The organism is Collinsella aerofaciens (assembly GCF_040910185.1).
In the GTDB taxonomy this organism is placed as follows: domain Bacteria; phylum Actinomycetota; class Coriobacteriia; order Coriobacteriales; family Coriobacteriaceae; genus Collinsella; species Collinsella aerofaciens_BF.
This window is the reverse complement of record NZ_JBDGBA010000009.1, coordinates 48216-64093: the sequence shown is the minus strand read 5'-3', so window position 1 is coordinate 64093 and position 15878 is coordinate 48216. Positions and strand designations below refer to the sequence as shown.

Below are 15878 nucleotides of genomic sequence, written 5' to 3'. Positions count from 1 at the left end.
CGGTGAGAGAGGAGAGCCCCCGACAAGGTATGAGGAGGCCCGACTCGGACCGTGCTTCCTCACGTCGCATCACACCGCGTTCCAGCCGCGGCGGGCAGTCGTTTAGCGAACGCTATATTGCCGGCGTTCCCGCCCGTATCATGCGCCCCCGTTTGATATTCATGGCCTGCTTGTTTACCTTGGTGTGCTTTGGCCTGCTGATGGTGTACTCGGCGTCTTCGGTCGAGGCGCTGCACGAGAATGGCTCGGCGACGTTTTTTCTGGGTCGACAGGCCGCGTTTGCCGTGGTCGGTGTTCTGGCACTGATTGCCATCGTGCGCGTTTTGCCGGACAGCTGGTTTGGGGAGGATGTGCTCAGGATCTTCCTTATCGGCATGATAGGGCTACTGCTTCTGGTGTTCTTGGTGGGCAGCGGCAGCCGCGGCGCCACGCGCTGGCTCAACATCGCCGGTATTCAGTTCCAGCCTTCCGAGTTTTTAAAGCCATTTGCCATTGCGTATTCGGCCATCATGCTTGATCGCTTCTTTTCGCCCGGTGGCAACATCAACGAATTCCTTCGCAAGATGGGCATCTACCTGGGCATTTCGCTCTTTCTGATCTTTATCCAGCCCGATTTCGGTACTGTCCTGATCATCCTGTTGACCCTCATGTGCATGGCGTTGTTTGCGGGTCTCGACCCCAGATTTATCATCGGCGTGCTAATCTTCGGCATTCTCGTGATCGTGATTGCGCTTGTCGCAGAGCCGTACCGTATGGTGCGTATTCAGGTTGCCTTGAACCCTTGGGCCGACGAGTATGGTGACGGCTATCAGGCCACGCTTGCCATCATGGCCTTTGCCTCGGGCGGTCTGTTCGGCCGTGGCATCGGCAACTCAACCATGAAGTACTCGTATCTGCCCGAGGCGCACAATGACTACATCCTGGCCATCATTGGCGAGGAAGTTGGTTTTGTCGGAACCGTGCTGTTCTTCTTGGTGTTTGCGATGCTGATCTACTCGGCGTTTCGCATTGCCGAGCAGGCGACCGATCGTCGGGGCGCGCTTATGGCGTCTGGCTCCGCGGTCATTCTCGCGGTGCAGTTTTTGATTAACGCGCTGGGCATCCTCAACGTGTTTCCCATGACGGGCAAACCGTTGCCGTTTATTAGCTACGGCGGTTCGTCGATTATTGTGTCGCTCATGCTTGCCGGGTTGATCCTGCGCGTTTCGTACGAGAGCGCCCGCCGCGATGAGTATGACCGCCGCCGTGAGAGCTTTGCCGTTATGGATGAGAGTACCGCCGGCGTGCCCCACGTGCGCGGCGAGCGATCTTCGCGTAACGGTTTTACCGTCCTGGATGGCTCTGCGACCGACCCCGCAGCCCGCCCGCGTCAGCGAACGGCGCCGCAAGGTCGTCCTCAGCGCCCCACTCCTCGCAATGCGGGCGGCGGATATAAGCGAATCGATTTGAACTCAGACCCGTCGGCGCGTTTGCGTACCGACGACCAGGGACCGCGTGTACGAAGGGACTACCATGACCGATAAAATGACCGTTGCTATTGCAGCCGGCGGCACGGCAGGGCACATCAACCCCGCGCTCGCCTTGGCCGAAGAGCTGCGTGACCGTGGCCACCACGTTGTGTTCGTGGGCCAGTCGCGCAAGCTCGAGGGTCGTCTGGTCCCCGAGGCTGGGTTTGATTTTGTGCCCATTACGGTCACAGGCTTCGACCGCTCCCGTCCTTGGACGGCGCTGACCTCGCTGTGGCGTGTCAACAAGGCCAAGCGTGCGCTCGCCAGTCATTTTTCAAAGGTTGGCAAGCCCGATGCCGCCATTGGTTTTGGTGCCTATGTCGAGGTTCCGCTGCTGGGGTGGTGCAAGGGCGCGGGCGTTCCGTATCTGCTGCATGAGCAGAACTCTGTTCCGGGCCTGGCCAACAAGATGATGAACTCCCACGCCGCCCGCGTGTGCATCTCGGTGCCGGCAGCGCGTTCGGTCTTTGAGCGCGAAGGTGACCCTGGCCACGTGCTCATGACCGGCAACCCCGTACGTCGCTCGGTAATCGAGGGCGATCGCGCTCGCGGCCGCAAGGCACTTGGCGTTCCCGAGGACGCTACGCTGCTGCTCGTCTTTGGCGGTTCACTTGGCGCCCAGCACCTCAACGAGCGCGTGGCTTCGCTCAAAAACGAGCTGCTTTCGCGCAAGAACCTCTATGTGTTGCATTCGACGGGTGCCGACGGCTTTGAGGAGACCGAGCGCGCTTTGGCGCTGACGCCCGAGGAGGCGAAGCGTTACCGCGTCCAGCCTTACATCGACAACATGGGCGATATGCTGGCTGCTGCCGATTTGGTGCTCTCGCGTTCGGGCGCATCGAGCGTGGCCGAGATCGCTGCACTCGCCGTGCCTTCGGTGCTCGTGCCGTACCCGCACGCCACGGCCGATCACCAAACCACCAATGCCCGTTATCTGGTCGACGCCGGGGCCGGCGTGCTCTGCGCCGATGCCGATATCGACGGTTCTGCCTTTGCCGATGAGCTGCTGCACCTGGTCGATGACGCGGCGGCGCGCGACGCCATGCGTCAGGCGGCGCGTGGTCTGGCTCAGGATAGGGCCGCCGCTCTTCTGGCGGATGCGGTAGAGGGTTTGCGTTAGTTAGACGGGATATCGTCGGTCGCCCTCGCGCTGATGCGGTTGGTGCGGTACAGTTAACGGGTTACAGGCAGTGTTTACGCAAGGAGTACACGAGCACATGGCTGATTCCCAGACTGCAACCTCCGCGCCCGAGTTTAAGAGCGCCCACTTTATCGGTATCGGCGGCGCCGGCATGAGCGGCATCGCCCTCGTTCTGCACGAGCGCGGTTATGCCGTTACCGGCTCCGACCTTAAGACGTCACGTTATATCCGCCAGCTTACCCGCGCTGGTGTGAAGGTGCATGTGGGCCATGAGGCCGCCACGATCGACGAGGTCAAGCCCGACGTGGTTGTTGTCTCTACCGCTATTCCGGAGTCCAACCCTGAACTCGTGCGCGCTCGCGAGCTTGGTATTCCCGTGTGGCCCCGTGCCAAGATGCTCTCTGCTTTGGGCCACGGCTACACCACCGTCGCTGTTGCCGGCACGCATGGCAAGACCACCACGTCTTCGATGTGCGCCACCATGCTCGACCGCATGGGCCTGGATCCGAGCTTCTTGATCGGCGGCATTGTCGAGGGCTATGACACGAACGGCAAGAACGGCTCGGGCGACTACTTTGTCGCCGAGGCCGACGAGTCCGACAGCTCCTTCCTGTTCCTGAACCCCAACGTGGTCATTGTGACCAACGTCGAGGCCGACCACCTCGATCACTACTCGGGTATCGAGGAGATCGAGACAACTTTCGCCAAATTCATGAGCCTGGTGGGCGAGGACGGCACCGTCATCGTCTGCGGTGAGGACCCGCATCTGGTCGAGCTCGCCAAGTCGACGGGCCGTCACGTGCTTTCCTACGGCTTTGCCGAGAGCAACGACATCGTCTGCATGCACCCGGATGTCAAGGGCATCCAGAGTGACTTTATCGTTCGCTTTGAGGACGGCACTGAGCATGCTGTGGAGATCAAGAGCAATCCCGGTCGCCACAACATGCTCAACGCCACGGCGGTGCTCACCGTCGCCCATGTCCTGGGCCTTGACATCGACTCCGCCGCCAAGGCGCTCTCGAGCTTTGAGGGCGTCCGCCGTCGCTTTACCCACGTGGGCGATATCGATGGCATCACCGTGGTCGATGATTACGGCCATCACCCCACCGAGATCAAGGCGACGCTTGCTGCCGCTTCGTCGCTGGGCTACAAGCATGTCGACGTCGTGTTCCAGCCGCACCGCTATTCGCGCCTGCAGGCCCTGTGCGACGACTTTGCCGATGCATTTGCCAATGCCGATAAACTGCTGTTGATTGATGTGTTCTCGGCTGGCGAGATGCCCATTCCGGGTGTCACCTCTAAGATGCTCGCCGATACCGTGCGCGCCAAGCATCCTGGCAAGGAGGTCGTGTACTGCTCCAGCCGTCTTGAGCTTAATCAGGAGCTCGAGCAGATGGTGGGCGAGGGCGACCTGCTGCTCACTATGGGTGCTGGTGACGTTACGACCGTCGGTCCCGAGTTCATTGAGTATCTGACTGCCAAGAAAGACGCTTAAGTCTAATGGGTCTGTTTAACGCCGTCATGGCGCTCTCGGGCATGATCGACACGGATGTGATCGAGGACGAGCGCCTTGCGCGTCATACGAGCTATCGTATCGGCGGCAAGGCCGACCTCTTTGTGACGTGCCATAGCTATCATGCCCTCCGCCGTGCCGTGGCGGTGCTCGATCGCGAGCAGGTGCCGTGGGTCATCATCGGCAAGGGCTCCAATCTGCTGGTTGCCGATGGCGGTTATCGCGGTGCCGTCATTTCGCTCGGACGTGAGTTTCAGCGCACGGTTGTTGCCGATGACGGTTGTACGCTGACGGTCGGTGCGGGCGTGATGTTTGCGCGCTTGGTCAACGATGCCCTGTCGCGTAGCCTCTCGGGCCTTGAGTTTGCCGTTGGCATCCCTGGTTCGGTCGGCGGTGCGATATCTATGAATGCCGGCACACGGACCGAGTGGATTGGCTCGCTGGTTGAGGATGTCGTAACGTTTGACCCGGCATCCGGTATCAAGCATTATGCGGGGTCCGAGATCACTTGGGGCTACCGCGAATGTAGCCTTCCCCGCAATGAGATCATCCTCGAGTGCGTGCTCAAGCTTAAACCGGCGCCCAAGGCCGACATTCGCGAGCGCATGGAGCGGTACCTCACGAGGCGCAAGCGTACACAGCCCATGGGTCGCGCATCCTGCGGGTCGGTCTTTCGCAATCCGCCCGATGCGAGCGTGGGCAAGCTTATCGAGGATTGTGGATTAAAGGGTTTTTCGATTGGCGGCGCGGAAGTTTCGCCCGTTCACGCTAATTTTATCGTTAATAACGGAACTGCCTCGGCCGATGACGTTGCCGCGGTTATCAGACATGTGCACGGAAAGGTGAGGGAGGCGTATGGCATCGAGCTCAGACCGGAAGTTAAATTCCTCGGCTTCTAGAGCATCGAAACCCACCTTCCGCCGCGCCGGAGGGCGTTCCGGCGCGCCTGCCAAACCTCAACGCAATACCGTCGCGCACTCTAAGTCTGTCGGGCATGCTCGACAGACCAGTCGTCCGGTTGTCGGCTCGCAGCTCGGTAATCGTCCGGCCGCAAAAAAGTCCTCGCGTCCCTCGGTGACGTCAAAGCCTGTTATGGGCGCCAAACCTGCCCGTCCCATGGCAACTCCTAAGCCCTCGACGGGAACTAAGGCGGCGCGTCCGGGTCGCACGCTGGGCGCATCGAAACCGCGCTCGCTGACATCGGTGCCGGCTACCGCCAAGAAGCCTTCGGGTAAAAAAGGCGTCAACCCGTTGTCTTCACTTGGGGCGATGGCAAATAAAACGTCAGACGCCGCTTCTCTCGTTACAGGCAAAGGCAAAATCGTGGGCGGCGTTCTGGCCGTCTTGGCCGTGCTCGTCGTCGTTGCCGTCGTGGTGATCAACTCTGGATTGTTTACCGCCACTGATATTCAGATTCAAGGCAGCGAGCATGTGACGAAGCACGATGCTATCCAGCTGATCGATTTGCCCGAGGGAACGTCGCTTTTTAACGTCGATCCTGACCAGATTACCGAGGACCTCAAGCAGAACCCGTGGGTGTCGGGCGTGGATGTCCAGCGTCAGTTCCCGCATACGCTCATCATTACGCCGATGGAGCGCAAGGTCATCGCAATTGCCTATATCAGCTCCGATGACCTTGCCTGGGCCATCGGGGATGATGACACCTGGATCGCCCCGCTGTCGACGTCGGTCGAAGTGGATGACCAGGGCAACGTCATCACGACGGGGCAGGGCTCAAATACCCTGACCGGCATTGATGCCGCGCTGGCGCTCGCTAAGCACTATGGCGCGGTGTTGTTGACTGATGTCTCGGCGGATGTCGCTCCGGTTTCCGGCCAGGCGGTGAGCTCCAAGGCCGTTAAGGCTGGCTTGGATTATGTGCGTGGTTTTTCGAGCGAGTTCTTGGGACAAGTCAAGGATATTTCCACGCCTTCGGTCGAAGCCATCTCGGCAAACCTCAATAACGGCATTGAGGTGTCGCTGGGTGATTCGAACGATATCGTCAAGAAGGAGCGCGTAGTCACCAAGCTGCTTTCGCAGGTAGAGGGCGTAACGTATATCAATGTGCGCTCTCCGGGTAACTATACATTTAGGAACGCTCCGACCTCGTAGCGCTGGTTGATGCTTTGTTGAGGGGTCATACCACGCCGTTTATCTGGTTTGTTTGGTTTTCACGGTCAATTATTTGACTGATACGTTCATAATGTGCAACCATAATACGGTTTACCTTTGCATTTACTTTCAACCTGAAGGTTAATGTGCGCGGGGTCGACCCATGCTATGGCTATAACCTTTGTTCGGAGGACCGACATGCACGAGACAGAGATCAACAACTACCTTGCCGTCATTAAGGTGGTCGGCGTCGGCGGCGGCGGTACCAACGCGGTCAATCGAATGATCGAAGAGGGCATCCGCGGCGTCGAGTTTGTTGCCATCAACACCGATGCTCAGGCACTCGCGATCTCTGATGCCGATATCAAGGTGCACATCGGCACCGACCTTACCCGCGGCCTGGGCGCCGGCGCCAACCCCGAGGTTGGCCGCAAGGCTGCCGATGAGTCCCGCGACGACATTGCCGAGGCGCTCGCTGGCGCTGACATGGTGTTCATCACCTGCGGCGAGGGCGGTGGCACCGGTACCGGCGCTGCTCCCATCGTTGCCGATATCGCGATGAACGAGGTCGGTGCGCTGACCGTCGCCGTCGTGACCAAGCCCTTCACCTTCGAGGGCCGCAAGCGCAAGAAGAGCGCCGAGGAGGGCATTAAGACCCTCTCCGATTGCGTCGACACCATGATCGTCATCCCTAACGATAAGCTGCTCGACATCGCCGAGAAGAAGACCACCATGCTCGAGGCCTTCGCGATTGCCGATGGCGTCCTTTCCCAGGGCACCCAGGGCATCACCGACCTCATCACCGTCCCCGGTATCATCAACTTGGACTTCGCCGATGTTAAGACCATCATGAAGCAGGCCGGTACCGCCATGATGGGTATCGGTACCTCTTCTGGGGATACCCGTGCCGTCGACGCTGCCCAGCAGGCCATCTCCAGCCCGCTGCTCGAGAGCTCCATCGATGGCGCCACGCGCGTGCTGCTCTCCATCGCCGGTTCCAAGGACCTGGGCATCCAGGAGATCAGCGACGCCGCCGACGTTGTCGCCAACGCCGTCGACCCCGAGGCCAACATCATCTTCGGTACCGTTGTCGACGAGTCCCTGGGCGATCAGGTGCGTATCACCGTCATCGCTACGGGCTTCTCCGACTCCAACGTCAACCGTCAGGACGAGCTCTTTGCTGCTCAGCAGTCTCAGAGCAAGGCCGCTGCCTCCGCTGAGCCGCAGCGCACCGCTCCGGCCACGAGCCCGGCTCAGGCCGCTCCGACCCGCAACGTCGGTGGCACCGAGCTTCCTAACTTCGGCAACGATCAGTTCGAGCTTCCCGACTTCCTGAAGCGCGGTAGCTTCTAAGTCGTTCTTTGCATTGTTGTGCACAGGGGCGTGTCCGTATGGACGCGCCCTTTTTATTTCGACTTTGTAAACTAGAACCTCCAATCTCTTTACGTTCCCTTTACGATTGCCTCCAGCGCAGCAGGTATCCTTTTAGAGAAGTATGACAGCCGTATAAACGCGGGCTGTAGCGGCGATGCCGCGGTACTTGTGTTATTAGGAGGCTTTAGTATGGCAGCACGTGCGGACAACGTTTCGCGTGTCGACCATGATGGAGTTACGTTGGTGGAGGGCGTGACATCCGATGTTCGCTTTGCCTTCACCGAGCGCGCCGGTGGCGTTTCCGAAGATGCGTACTCCTCACTCAACTTGGGCTCGCATGTTGGCGATGACCCCTTTGCTGTTCAAGAAAATCGTCGTCGTGCGCTCGAAGCTATGGGTGCCGCCGAGTGCGAGCACAACCTGCTCGTTCCCAATCAGGTCCATGGTGATCATATCGTTGCGGTGACCTCGAACGGCGCCGATGACCTTGAGGACGTTCGCGAGCAGATTGCCGAGGGCTGTGATGCCATCGTCTGCACGGCGCATAACGTGCCCGTGCTGCTCTGCTTTGCCGACTGCGTTCCCGTGGTGCTGGTGGCCCCTGGCGGATTTGCCGTGGTGCACTCCGGTTGGAAGGGCACGATTGCACGTATTTCTGCCAAGGCGTGCCAGGCGCTTTGCGATGCTGCCGGCTGCGATGCGAGCAACGTTTCCGCCTATATCGGCCCCCATATCTTGGGTGACGAATATGAGGTATCCCAGGAACTCATGGATCGCTTTGCCGCCGAGTTCTCTTGCATCGATGCGAGTGCCTCTCGCATGCTCGATCTTTCCGCTGCCATTCGCGAGGCGCTGGTAGATGTCGGTGTCGACGCGGATAATATCGTGGATACCCAGCTTTCGACTGTGCGTCAGAACGACCGCTTTTATTCCTACCGTAACGAGGACGGCACCTGTGGGCGCCATGCTGCGATCGGCGTGATGCTATGAGAAAGATCGTATCGGTCCTGAGCGCCGCTGTGCTTACGCTTACGCTGTGCGCCTGTTCTTCGGGATCTTCTACCTCTTCCATTACCGTCGCCGGCTCCACGACCTGCCTTCCTATCGCCGAGATTGCGGCCGAGGGCTTTAAGGAGGAGACCGGCATCGACGTGCTCGTTTCCGGTTTGGGTTCTTCCGCTGGCATCGAGGCCGTCAGCGCCGGCACAGCCGATATCGCCAGCTCCTCCCGTGGACTCAATGCCGACGAACAGGATCTGGGCCTGACTCCCATCGTCATTGCCCACGACGGTATCGCGGTCATCGTGAACGACGATAACCCGGTCGATAACCTCTCGACCGAGCAGCTCCGCGATATTTACGCCGGCAAGATCACCAACTGGAAAGAAGTCGGTGGCGAGGACCTGAGGATCCAGGTCATCAATCGAGATGAGGCGTCCGGCACGCGTGAGGCCTTCCGCACCATCGTGATGGACGGCACCCCGTTCGATCGCCGCTCGGCCGTTCTTTCGGGCACGGGCCAGGTGCGCGACGTGGTATCTCGTTCGCGCGGTGCCATTGGCTACATTTCGCTGGGCTTCGTCGATAGCCTCAACGCCAAGACCTCGGTCAAGGCCGTCTCGGTCAATCATGTTGAGGCGTCCGAGAAGACGGTCGCGAGCGGCGGCTATCCCATCTCACGCGACCTTTACTTCTTTGTGAAGGGTGCGCCTTCGCAGCAGGCGCAGGATTACATCGACTATGTGACGTCCGAAAAGATGGACAAGCAGATTCGCGAGGCGGGCTTTATTCCCGTCACCAACGACGAGAAGGGGAGTGAGTAGCATGGAAGCACAGGAAAACTCCCAGACTGAGCAGAATGTTCAGACGCCCAAGAAGCGCGAGCTGGCGCTCGTATCGCACAGTACCTATATCAAGGAGAAGGCGCTGCAGTGGATCTTCTTTGCCTGCGCGTTCTTGGCGGTCGTTACCGTCATCCTGATTTTTGTCTTTACCACGTACTCGGCGCTGCCCGTCTTTACTGACATCGGTCTGGCGGACTTCTTTAGCTTTACGTGGGCGCCTTCTGAGGGCCACTACGGCATCTTGTCGCTGCTTGCCGGCTCGGGTCTGGTGACCGTCGGTGCGCTCGCCATGGGCGTGCCGCTGGGCGTGGGTACGGCCGTTTACCTGGTCGAGATTGCCAGCAAGCGCGTGCGCAAGCTCATCAGCCCCGCCGTTGACCTGCTGGCGGGCATACCCTCCATCATCTACGGCTTCTTTGGCATGATCATCATCCGCCCGTTTATCGCACAACTGACCGGCGGCCTTGGTTTTGGTGCGCTGACGGCGTGGTTTGTGCTCGCCATCATGATCGTCCCTACCATCACCACGCTCACCATCGATGCTCTCAATTCCATTCCCATGGGCATTCGCGAGGCATCGTATGCCATGGGCGCCACCAAGTGGCAGACCATCTATAAGGTCGTGCTACCTGCCGCGAAGCTGGGTATCGTTGATGCCATCGTGCTGGGTATGGGCCGTGCCATCGGCGAGACCATGGCCGTGCTCATGGTCGTAGGTAACGCCCCGGTTATTCCCGACAGCATTGCGAGCCCCATCTCGACGCTCACGAGCCAGATTGCGCTCGACATGAGCTATTCCTCGGGTCTGCACCGCTCTGCGCTGTTCGGCATGGGTGTGGTCCTGTTTATCATCTCCGCCACGCTGGTGGGCATCGTCCGTCTGATTTCCAAGAAGAAGAGGGGGTAGGCTATGTCCGATTCCGTTGACACGACGGTCGATACGACCTCGTCGCGCGAGCGCATCAAGCGTGCCCTTTCCCACGGCAAGAAGGGCCGCATCAACAAGGACCTGTCCAACAAGATCATGCTTGGCGTGTTCCGTGCCGCTGCCTACATCACCACGCTGGTGCTGGTCGCTATCATCGCCTACGTGGTCATCAACGGCCTGCCACACATCTCGCTCGACTTTATCTTCGGTTGGCCCCAGGGCGTCAACGCCGAGGGCGGTATTTGGCCCACGATCGTCTCGACCGTCTATGTGACGGCGCTCGCCATGCTTATCTGCACGCCGATCGCTGTGCTGGCAGCCGTCTATCTGGCCGAGTACGCCAAGCAGGGCAAGGTCGTCGAGCTCATTCGCTACGCTGCTGACGCTTTGGCCTCGGTGCCCTCCATCGTTATGGGTCTGTTTGGCTACGCCTTGTTTGTCGAGGCCATGGGCTTGGGTCTTTCGATGGTCTCTGCCGCCCTGGCACTCGCGCTCTTGATGCTTCCCATCGTCATGCGCACCACCGAAGAGGCCATTCGCGCCGTTCCGCGCTATATCCGTTGGGGCGCGTACGGTCTGGGCGCCACCAAGTGGCAGGTTGTCTCCAAGATCGTGCTTCCTTCTGCCTTTGGCCGTATTGCCACGGGCATCGTCCTCGCCATCGGCCGTGCCATTGGCGAGACCGCGGTGGTGCTCTACACCATGGGGCAGGCCATCAATCTACCTATTTCGCCGCTCGATTCCGGCCGCCCCATGACGGTTCACCTGTACCTGCTTGCCAACGACGGCATCAACATGAACGCAGCCTACGGCACCGCGCTCTTGCTGATGGTGATCATTCTGGCCTTCAACCTGTTTGCGCGCTTCCTGTCGCGCAAGCGTCGCTAGTTAAGGAGTCCCATGTCCGTTTATCAGTCCGCTCCCACGCTGGAGCAAGCGGCCATTACGGCCAAGGATTTCAACTTTTGGTACGGTGACTTTCATGCGCTGACGGGGCTCGACCTCAACATCGCCAAAAACGCCATCACCTCGTTTATTGGCCCTTCGGGCTGCGGCAAATCGACGTTTTTGCGCTGCATCAACCGCATGAACGACCTGATCGAGGGCACGCGCATCGAGGGCACCATGACGCTCGACGGCAACGATATCTATGCCGAGGGTGTCGACCCGGTCGATCTCCGTCGTCGCGTGGGCATGATCTTTCAGCAGCCCAACCCTTTTCCCAAATCCATCTACGAGAATGTCGCCTTTGGCCCTCGTCTGCAGGGCGTGACTAGCAAAAGCGACCTCGATGACATCGTGGAAGAATCGCTCAAGCGCGCCAACCTCTGGAAAGAGGTATCCAATCAGCTCAACAAGGATGGTTTGGCGCTCTCGGGCGGTCAGCAGCAGCGTCTGTGCATCGCGCGCGTGCTTGCGGTGCAACCCGATGTCCTTCTGATGGACGAGCCCTGCTCCGCCATCGACCCCACGTCCGTCTCTAAGGTCGAGGATCTGATGGCCGAGCTGGCGCCCGAGATGACGATCATCATCGTCACGCATTCAATGCAGCAGGCAGCTCGCATTAGCGACTACACCGCATTCTTCTTGCAGGAAGTTGCCGGCGAGCCCGCTACGCTCATCGAGTATGGTCAAACCGACGCGATCTTCACCAGCCCGGTGGACTCGCGGACGGAAGACTATATCACCGGCCGCTTTGGCTGATCGGTGCGACTAGTCCCAAGCCGATCGGATCTGGTCCGGTGCGTATTCACTGTGCGGGCGGCATGACCGCACCCAACTGATTGGAGTGAACCATGCGCAAACTGTTTTCCCGTCAGCTCATCGAGGCCCGTCACGAGATGCTGAGCATCTACGAGGCCGTCGATCTGGCCCTCCACGATGCCGTGAAGGCCTATGTGACCGACGACCGCAAGCTCGCCACCAAGACCAAGAAGCGCACGCTTTCGATTGACGCACGCTGCGCCAACCTGGAGGCCGTCTGCTACAACCTGATTGCCACGCAGTCACCGGTCGCCTCCGACTTCCGCTTGCTGCAGACGATCATCTACGTCGACTTTAACCTGCAGCGCATGACCGATAAGGTTCGCCAGATTTGCCGCGCCACGCGTCATATGATCAAGGCCGACATCTCGCTGCCCAAGGAGCTTGTCGGCACGGTCGAGGCCGAGGCTGAGGCCGTCTACCAGGTGCTGGGCTCTTCGCTTTCTGCGCTCGTCACCAACGACATGTCCATCATCTGCAACTTGGCCGTCGAGGACGAGCCAGTGCACGCCGCCTACGAGAAGTTCTTCCGCACCTTTAACCGCATGGACACGGGCGATTTTATGGACGACGACAGCAACTATGACGACCTGCGCCGCGCCATCATGGTATCGCGCTATCTCGATCGCATCGCCTCGATTTCCATCGATGCCGCCTGCCGTCTGACCTTCCTGTTGACCGGACAGCGTATGACTGCCGGTGATATCGCCTGCACTGATGAGGATGAGCTCGAGAGCATGCGCGTGCCTTCGGGCGAGGGTGTTATCATGAGGCCCGCCGTCGATGTACGCTACGTTGCCAAGGTGCCCGTTAACGAGGTCAGCGAGGGTCTTCGCTACCTGCTCGATCATCTTGAGGATGAGGACGATGGCGAGGACGACGAGGAGTAAGTAACCCCGTTCGTCGAAAGATTGTAAATACCTAAGTGAGCGCGGCCTTGCACATGCGGGGCCGCGCTCTTGCGTTAGCATGGGACTACTTGTTTGGCTGTCAGCGGAGGCGATTGGCAATGGATAACTATTTGGACTTGATGCGCGCTCGCCGCGAGCAGATTCTGGAACGTTTTTATGCGGCGCTCGATCGCGCGGGCCGTCCCCACGACGCCGCGAGCCTCATTGCCGTGTCCAAGACCGTTGGTGTCGATGAGACCGTTGCCGCCATCCAGGCGGGGTATCGCCATTTTGCCGAGAACCGCCCGCAGGAGCTGGTTCGCAAGCTCACGGGTCTGGCGGAGCATCCGGAGCTGCCCGAGGTGCGCTTCGATATGATCGGCAACCTGCAGACCAATAAGATCAATGCGGTGCTGGGCTCAGCCGAGCTGATTCACTCGGTGGGTTCGATGCATCTGGCGCAGGCGATCTCGAGCCGTGCTGTCCGCAAGATTGAGGCAGGCGAGCTCGCCGGCCCCCAGCGTGTGCTCATTGAGGTCAATGTAAGTGGTGAGGAGTCGAAGGGAGGCTTTTCGCCCGATGAGATTCGCGCCGCCGCGGGTGAGCTTGCGGAACTTGAGGGAATTTGCGTACAGGGGCTTATGACTATGGCGCCCCGGGGGAATAAGGATGTGGCACGCCGCACCTTTGCGGGGCTTCGTGAGCTGAGGGATGAGCTGGAGGCGGCGCATCCCGATTTGAACCTGCCTGAGCTTTCCTGCGGCATGAGCGAAGACTTTGAGCCTGCCCTTGAGGAGGGCTCTACGCTCGTTCGCCTGGGCAGGGTAGTATTTAGCCCGGAGTTTGCAGTAAAATAAGGCTCTGAAGTGCGCACTGATTATCGGGGCGCCTGCACTAAACCGCGAGAGGACACAACCATGGGCTTCCTTGACGAGATTAAAAATAAGATGCACCTGGGCGGCCAGCAGGGTTACGACCAGGGTTATGGCCAGGACGACGACTACGGCTACGATGACGGCTATGACGATGGCTATCAGGGCAACGGCTACAGCGGAGCTTCGGGCGAGGGCTTCTACACCCAAGACGAGCCGAGCAACGGCCTGCTTGGTCAGACGCGCCGTGGTGAAGCTGAGTCGGTTGCCGTGTATACACGCTCCGGGCAGCTGGTCGGCGATGACTCTCGCCATGCCACGACGTATAACCCGCCTTCGCGCTCGCAGGACAGTGTTGCGAGCGGTTATCGTCCCGGTGCCTATGACACGCCGTCGAGCTACGCCGAGAACACCCGCGCCCGTGCCGCCGCTGCGCCCGCGCCTGCACCGAGCGATGCCTCGGCCTATGCGAGCAATATCATCAACGCCACACCGCAGCTGCCGGCCTATGTCCTGCGCCCCGAGAGCTATGACGACGTGGAGACCGTGGTGCGCCGCGTTCGCACCAAGCAGCCTGTCGCACTGATTTTTGTGGGCGTACGCACCGAAGTTGCCAAGCGCGTCTTGGACTTCTCTTACGGCTTTGCCTGCGGTCTGGGCGCCACGGTCAAGGAGGTGGGCGACCGCGTGTTCATGGTGCTGCCCGCCGGTTGCGAGGTCAAAGATTCCGATCTCAAGAAGCTTCGTGCCGACGGCTACCTTAAGTAAAGACAAGACGAGGAGATTCCCATCAACATCTACACTATCGTCCAGCTGGTCAACACGCTGTTCAACTTCTATTCCACGCTCATTGTCGTCTACTGCTTTATGACGTGGATTCCCATGAAGCAGGGTGGTTTGCTTCAGGATATTGCCGCGGTGCTTGATAGCGTGTGCGGTCCGTGGCTCAACCTGTTCCGTCGTTTCATCCCGCCGATGGGCGGTATCGATTTTTCGCCGGTCGTTGCGATTATTGCGTTGCAGTTGGTGCAGAGGCTGGTTCTGCAGCTTCTTATAGGTATACTCGTGTAGAACTGACTTAGTAACTTACGTCGGGCGTGTAGCGCCGAGGCGATGAAAAAGGAGACTTGTTATGGCTATTACCCCTGCAGACATCCAGGCTCAGACTTTCTCTGAGGCCAAGCGTGGCTACGATCCTGCTGAGGTCGACGTCTTCTTGGAGACGCTGTCCTCCGAGGTTGACGCTATGCTCGCTAAGATCGTTGACCTTAAGGGTCGTCTGACTGCTACCGAGCAGCAGCTTGCCGATGCACAGGCTCAGCTTGCCCAGGCTCGGGCTACCGCCGACCAGGCCGTTCCTGCCGCCCCCGTGGCTGCTCCCGCCCCTGACTTCTCCGCTCAGGAGCGCCAGATTTCCGCTGCCCTGATCGCTGCCCAGCAGACCGCTGAGACCATCGTTAACGATGCCAACGAGAACGCTGAGCGTATCCGCAACGAGGCTGACGCCAAGGCTCGCGAGGTTATCCGCCAGGCTCTGACCGAGAAGCAGGCCGAGCTCGAGGAGATCGATCGTCTCAAGGCTTCCCGTGAGGAGTTCAAGGCCGAGTATCTTAAGCTCATCCAGCACTTCATGGACGATGCCCAGAACTCCTTCCCGGCCGACCTCATGGCCTCCACACCGGTCGGTTCTGCCGCTTCTCCTGCAGTGACTGTTCCCGCCGAGCCGCTGCCCGTCGCTGACCCGGTTGTCCCCGTGGCCGATCCCTTTGCCCCGATCGACAACTTTGCTGCCGACGACCTGGACTAACATTCGGCCTACAATTTAGTGCCTAGAAAGGACCCGCAGCTTGCGGGTCCTTTTTTATGACTGTGCCGGGGTGCGTAACATAAAAACCAAGCCCTGCACATAGTGGCGCAGAACTCGGCGAACGG

The 15878-nt window shown here is 59.7% G+C and carries 16 protein-coding genes; all 16 read left to right on the top strand.

Annotated elements, in window-relative coordinates:
* The first annotated feature begins 29 nt into the window (after positions 1 to 29).
* Entirely contained in the window at positions 30 to 1523 is a 1494-nt protein-coding gene (gene ftsW / locus AB5Z54_RS05270; RefSeq protein ID WP_368160664.1) for a putative lipid II flippase FtsW, read from the top strand.
* Positions 1513 to 2628, top strand: a complete 1116-nt coding sequence (gene murG, locus AB5Z54_RS05265; RefSeq protein ID WP_006234259.1) for an undecaprenyldiphospho-muramoylpentapeptide beta-N-acetylglucosaminyltransferase — start codon at positions 1513 to 1515, stop codon at positions 2626 to 2628. The genes ftsW and murG overlap by 11 nt, the downstream gene beginning before the upstream one ends.
* Positions 2629 to 2725: 97 nt before the next feature.
* Positions 2726 to 4144, top strand: coding sequence for a UDP-N-acetylmuramate--L-alanine ligase (gene murC / locus AB5Z54_RS05260; RefSeq protein ID WP_368160662.1), 1419 nt, complete (start codon positions 2726 to 2728; stop codon positions 4142 to 4144).
* Positions 4145 to 4149: 5 nt separating this feature from the next.
* Positions 4150 to 5061, top strand: coding sequence for a UDP-N-acetylmuramate dehydrogenase (gene murB, locus AB5Z54_RS05255; RefSeq protein WP_006234257.1), 912 nt, complete (start codon positions 4150 to 4152; stop codon positions 5059 to 5061).
* A 217-nt stretch (positions 5062 to 5278) separates the two neighbouring features.
* The gene (locus AB5Z54_RS05250) at positions 5279 to 6274 is read left to right on the top strand and encodes a cell division protein FtsQ/DivIB (RefSeq protein WP_244261733.1); all 996 of its coding nucleotides are present in this window, start codon (positions 5279 to 5281) and stop codon (positions 6272 to 6274) included.
* A 198-nt stretch (positions 6275 to 6472) separates the two neighbouring features.
* Entirely contained in the window at positions 6473 to 7627 is a 1155-nt protein-coding gene (gene ftsZ, locus AB5Z54_RS05245) for a cell division protein FtsZ (protein WP_022094491.1), read from the top strand.
* Between the two features lie 210 nt (positions 7628 to 7837).
* A complete protein-coding gene (locus tag AB5Z54_RS05240) occupies positions 7838 to 8638 on the top strand; it encodes a purine nucleoside phosphorylase YfiH/LACC1 family protein (RefSeq protein ID WP_368160660.1) in 801 nt (266 codons plus the stop codon).
* On the top strand, positions 8635 to 9471 hold the full coding sequence (locus AB5Z54_RS05235; RefSeq protein ID WP_055251678.1) for a phosphate ABC transporter substrate-binding protein: 837 nt from the start codon (positions 8635 to 8637) through the stop codon (positions 9469 to 9471). Before AB5Z54_RS05240 ends, AB5Z54_RS05235 begins: the two co-directional genes overlap by 4 nt.
* A gap of 1 nt (position 9472) precedes the next feature.
* Complete coding sequence (gene pstC, locus AB5Z54_RS05230) at positions 9473 to 10399, top strand: phosphate ABC transporter permease subunit PstC (RefSeq protein WP_152067753.1); 927 nt, start codon at positions 9473 to 9475, stop codon at positions 10397 to 10399.
* Between the two features lie 3 nt (positions 10400 to 10402).
* Positions 10403 to 11308 carry a phosphate ABC transporter permease PstA gene (pstA, locus tag AB5Z54_RS05225; RefSeq protein ID WP_006234250.1) on the top strand — a complete coding sequence of 302 codons (906 nt, stop codon included), beginning with the start codon at positions 10403 to 10405 and terminating at the stop codon, positions 11306 to 11308.
* Between the two features lie 12 nt (positions 11309 to 11320).
* Complete coding sequence (gene pstB / locus AB5Z54_RS05220; protein ID WP_055309817.1) at positions 11321 to 12124, top strand: phosphate ABC transporter ATP-binding protein PstB; 804 nt, start codon at positions 11321 to 11323, stop codon at positions 12122 to 12124.
* Between the two features lie 92 nt (positions 12125 to 12216).
* On the top strand, positions 12217 to 13074 hold the full coding sequence (locus tag AB5Z54_RS05215; protein WP_195239090.1) for a phosphate signaling complex PhoU family protein: 858 nt from the start codon (positions 12217 to 12219) through the stop codon (positions 13072 to 13074).
* Positions 13075 to 13193: 119 nt separating this feature from the next.
* Positions 13194 to 13931 (top strand): YggS family pyridoxal phosphate-dependent enzyme, encoded by a 738-nt coding sequence (locus tag AB5Z54_RS05210; protein WP_368160658.1) that lies wholly within the window; start codon positions 13194 to 13196, stop codon positions 13929 to 13931.
* Between the two features lie 60 nt (positions 13932 to 13991).
* Complete coding sequence (locus AB5Z54_RS05205; RefSeq protein WP_022094497.1) at positions 13992 to 14714, top strand: cell division protein SepF; 723 nt, start codon at positions 13992 to 13994, stop codon at positions 14712 to 14714.
* Between the two features lie 15 nt (positions 14715 to 14729).
* Positions 14730 to 15017, top strand: coding sequence for a YggT family protein (locus AB5Z54_RS05200; protein ID WP_040358293.1), 288 nt, complete (start codon positions 14730 to 14732; stop codon positions 15015 to 15017).
* Between the two features lie 61 nt (positions 15018 to 15078).
* Entirely contained in the window at positions 15079 to 15753 is a 675-nt protein-coding gene (locus tag AB5Z54_RS05195) for a DivIVA domain-containing protein (protein WP_368160656.1), read from the top strand.
* The last annotated feature ends 125 nt before the right edge of the window (positions 15754 to 15878 follow it).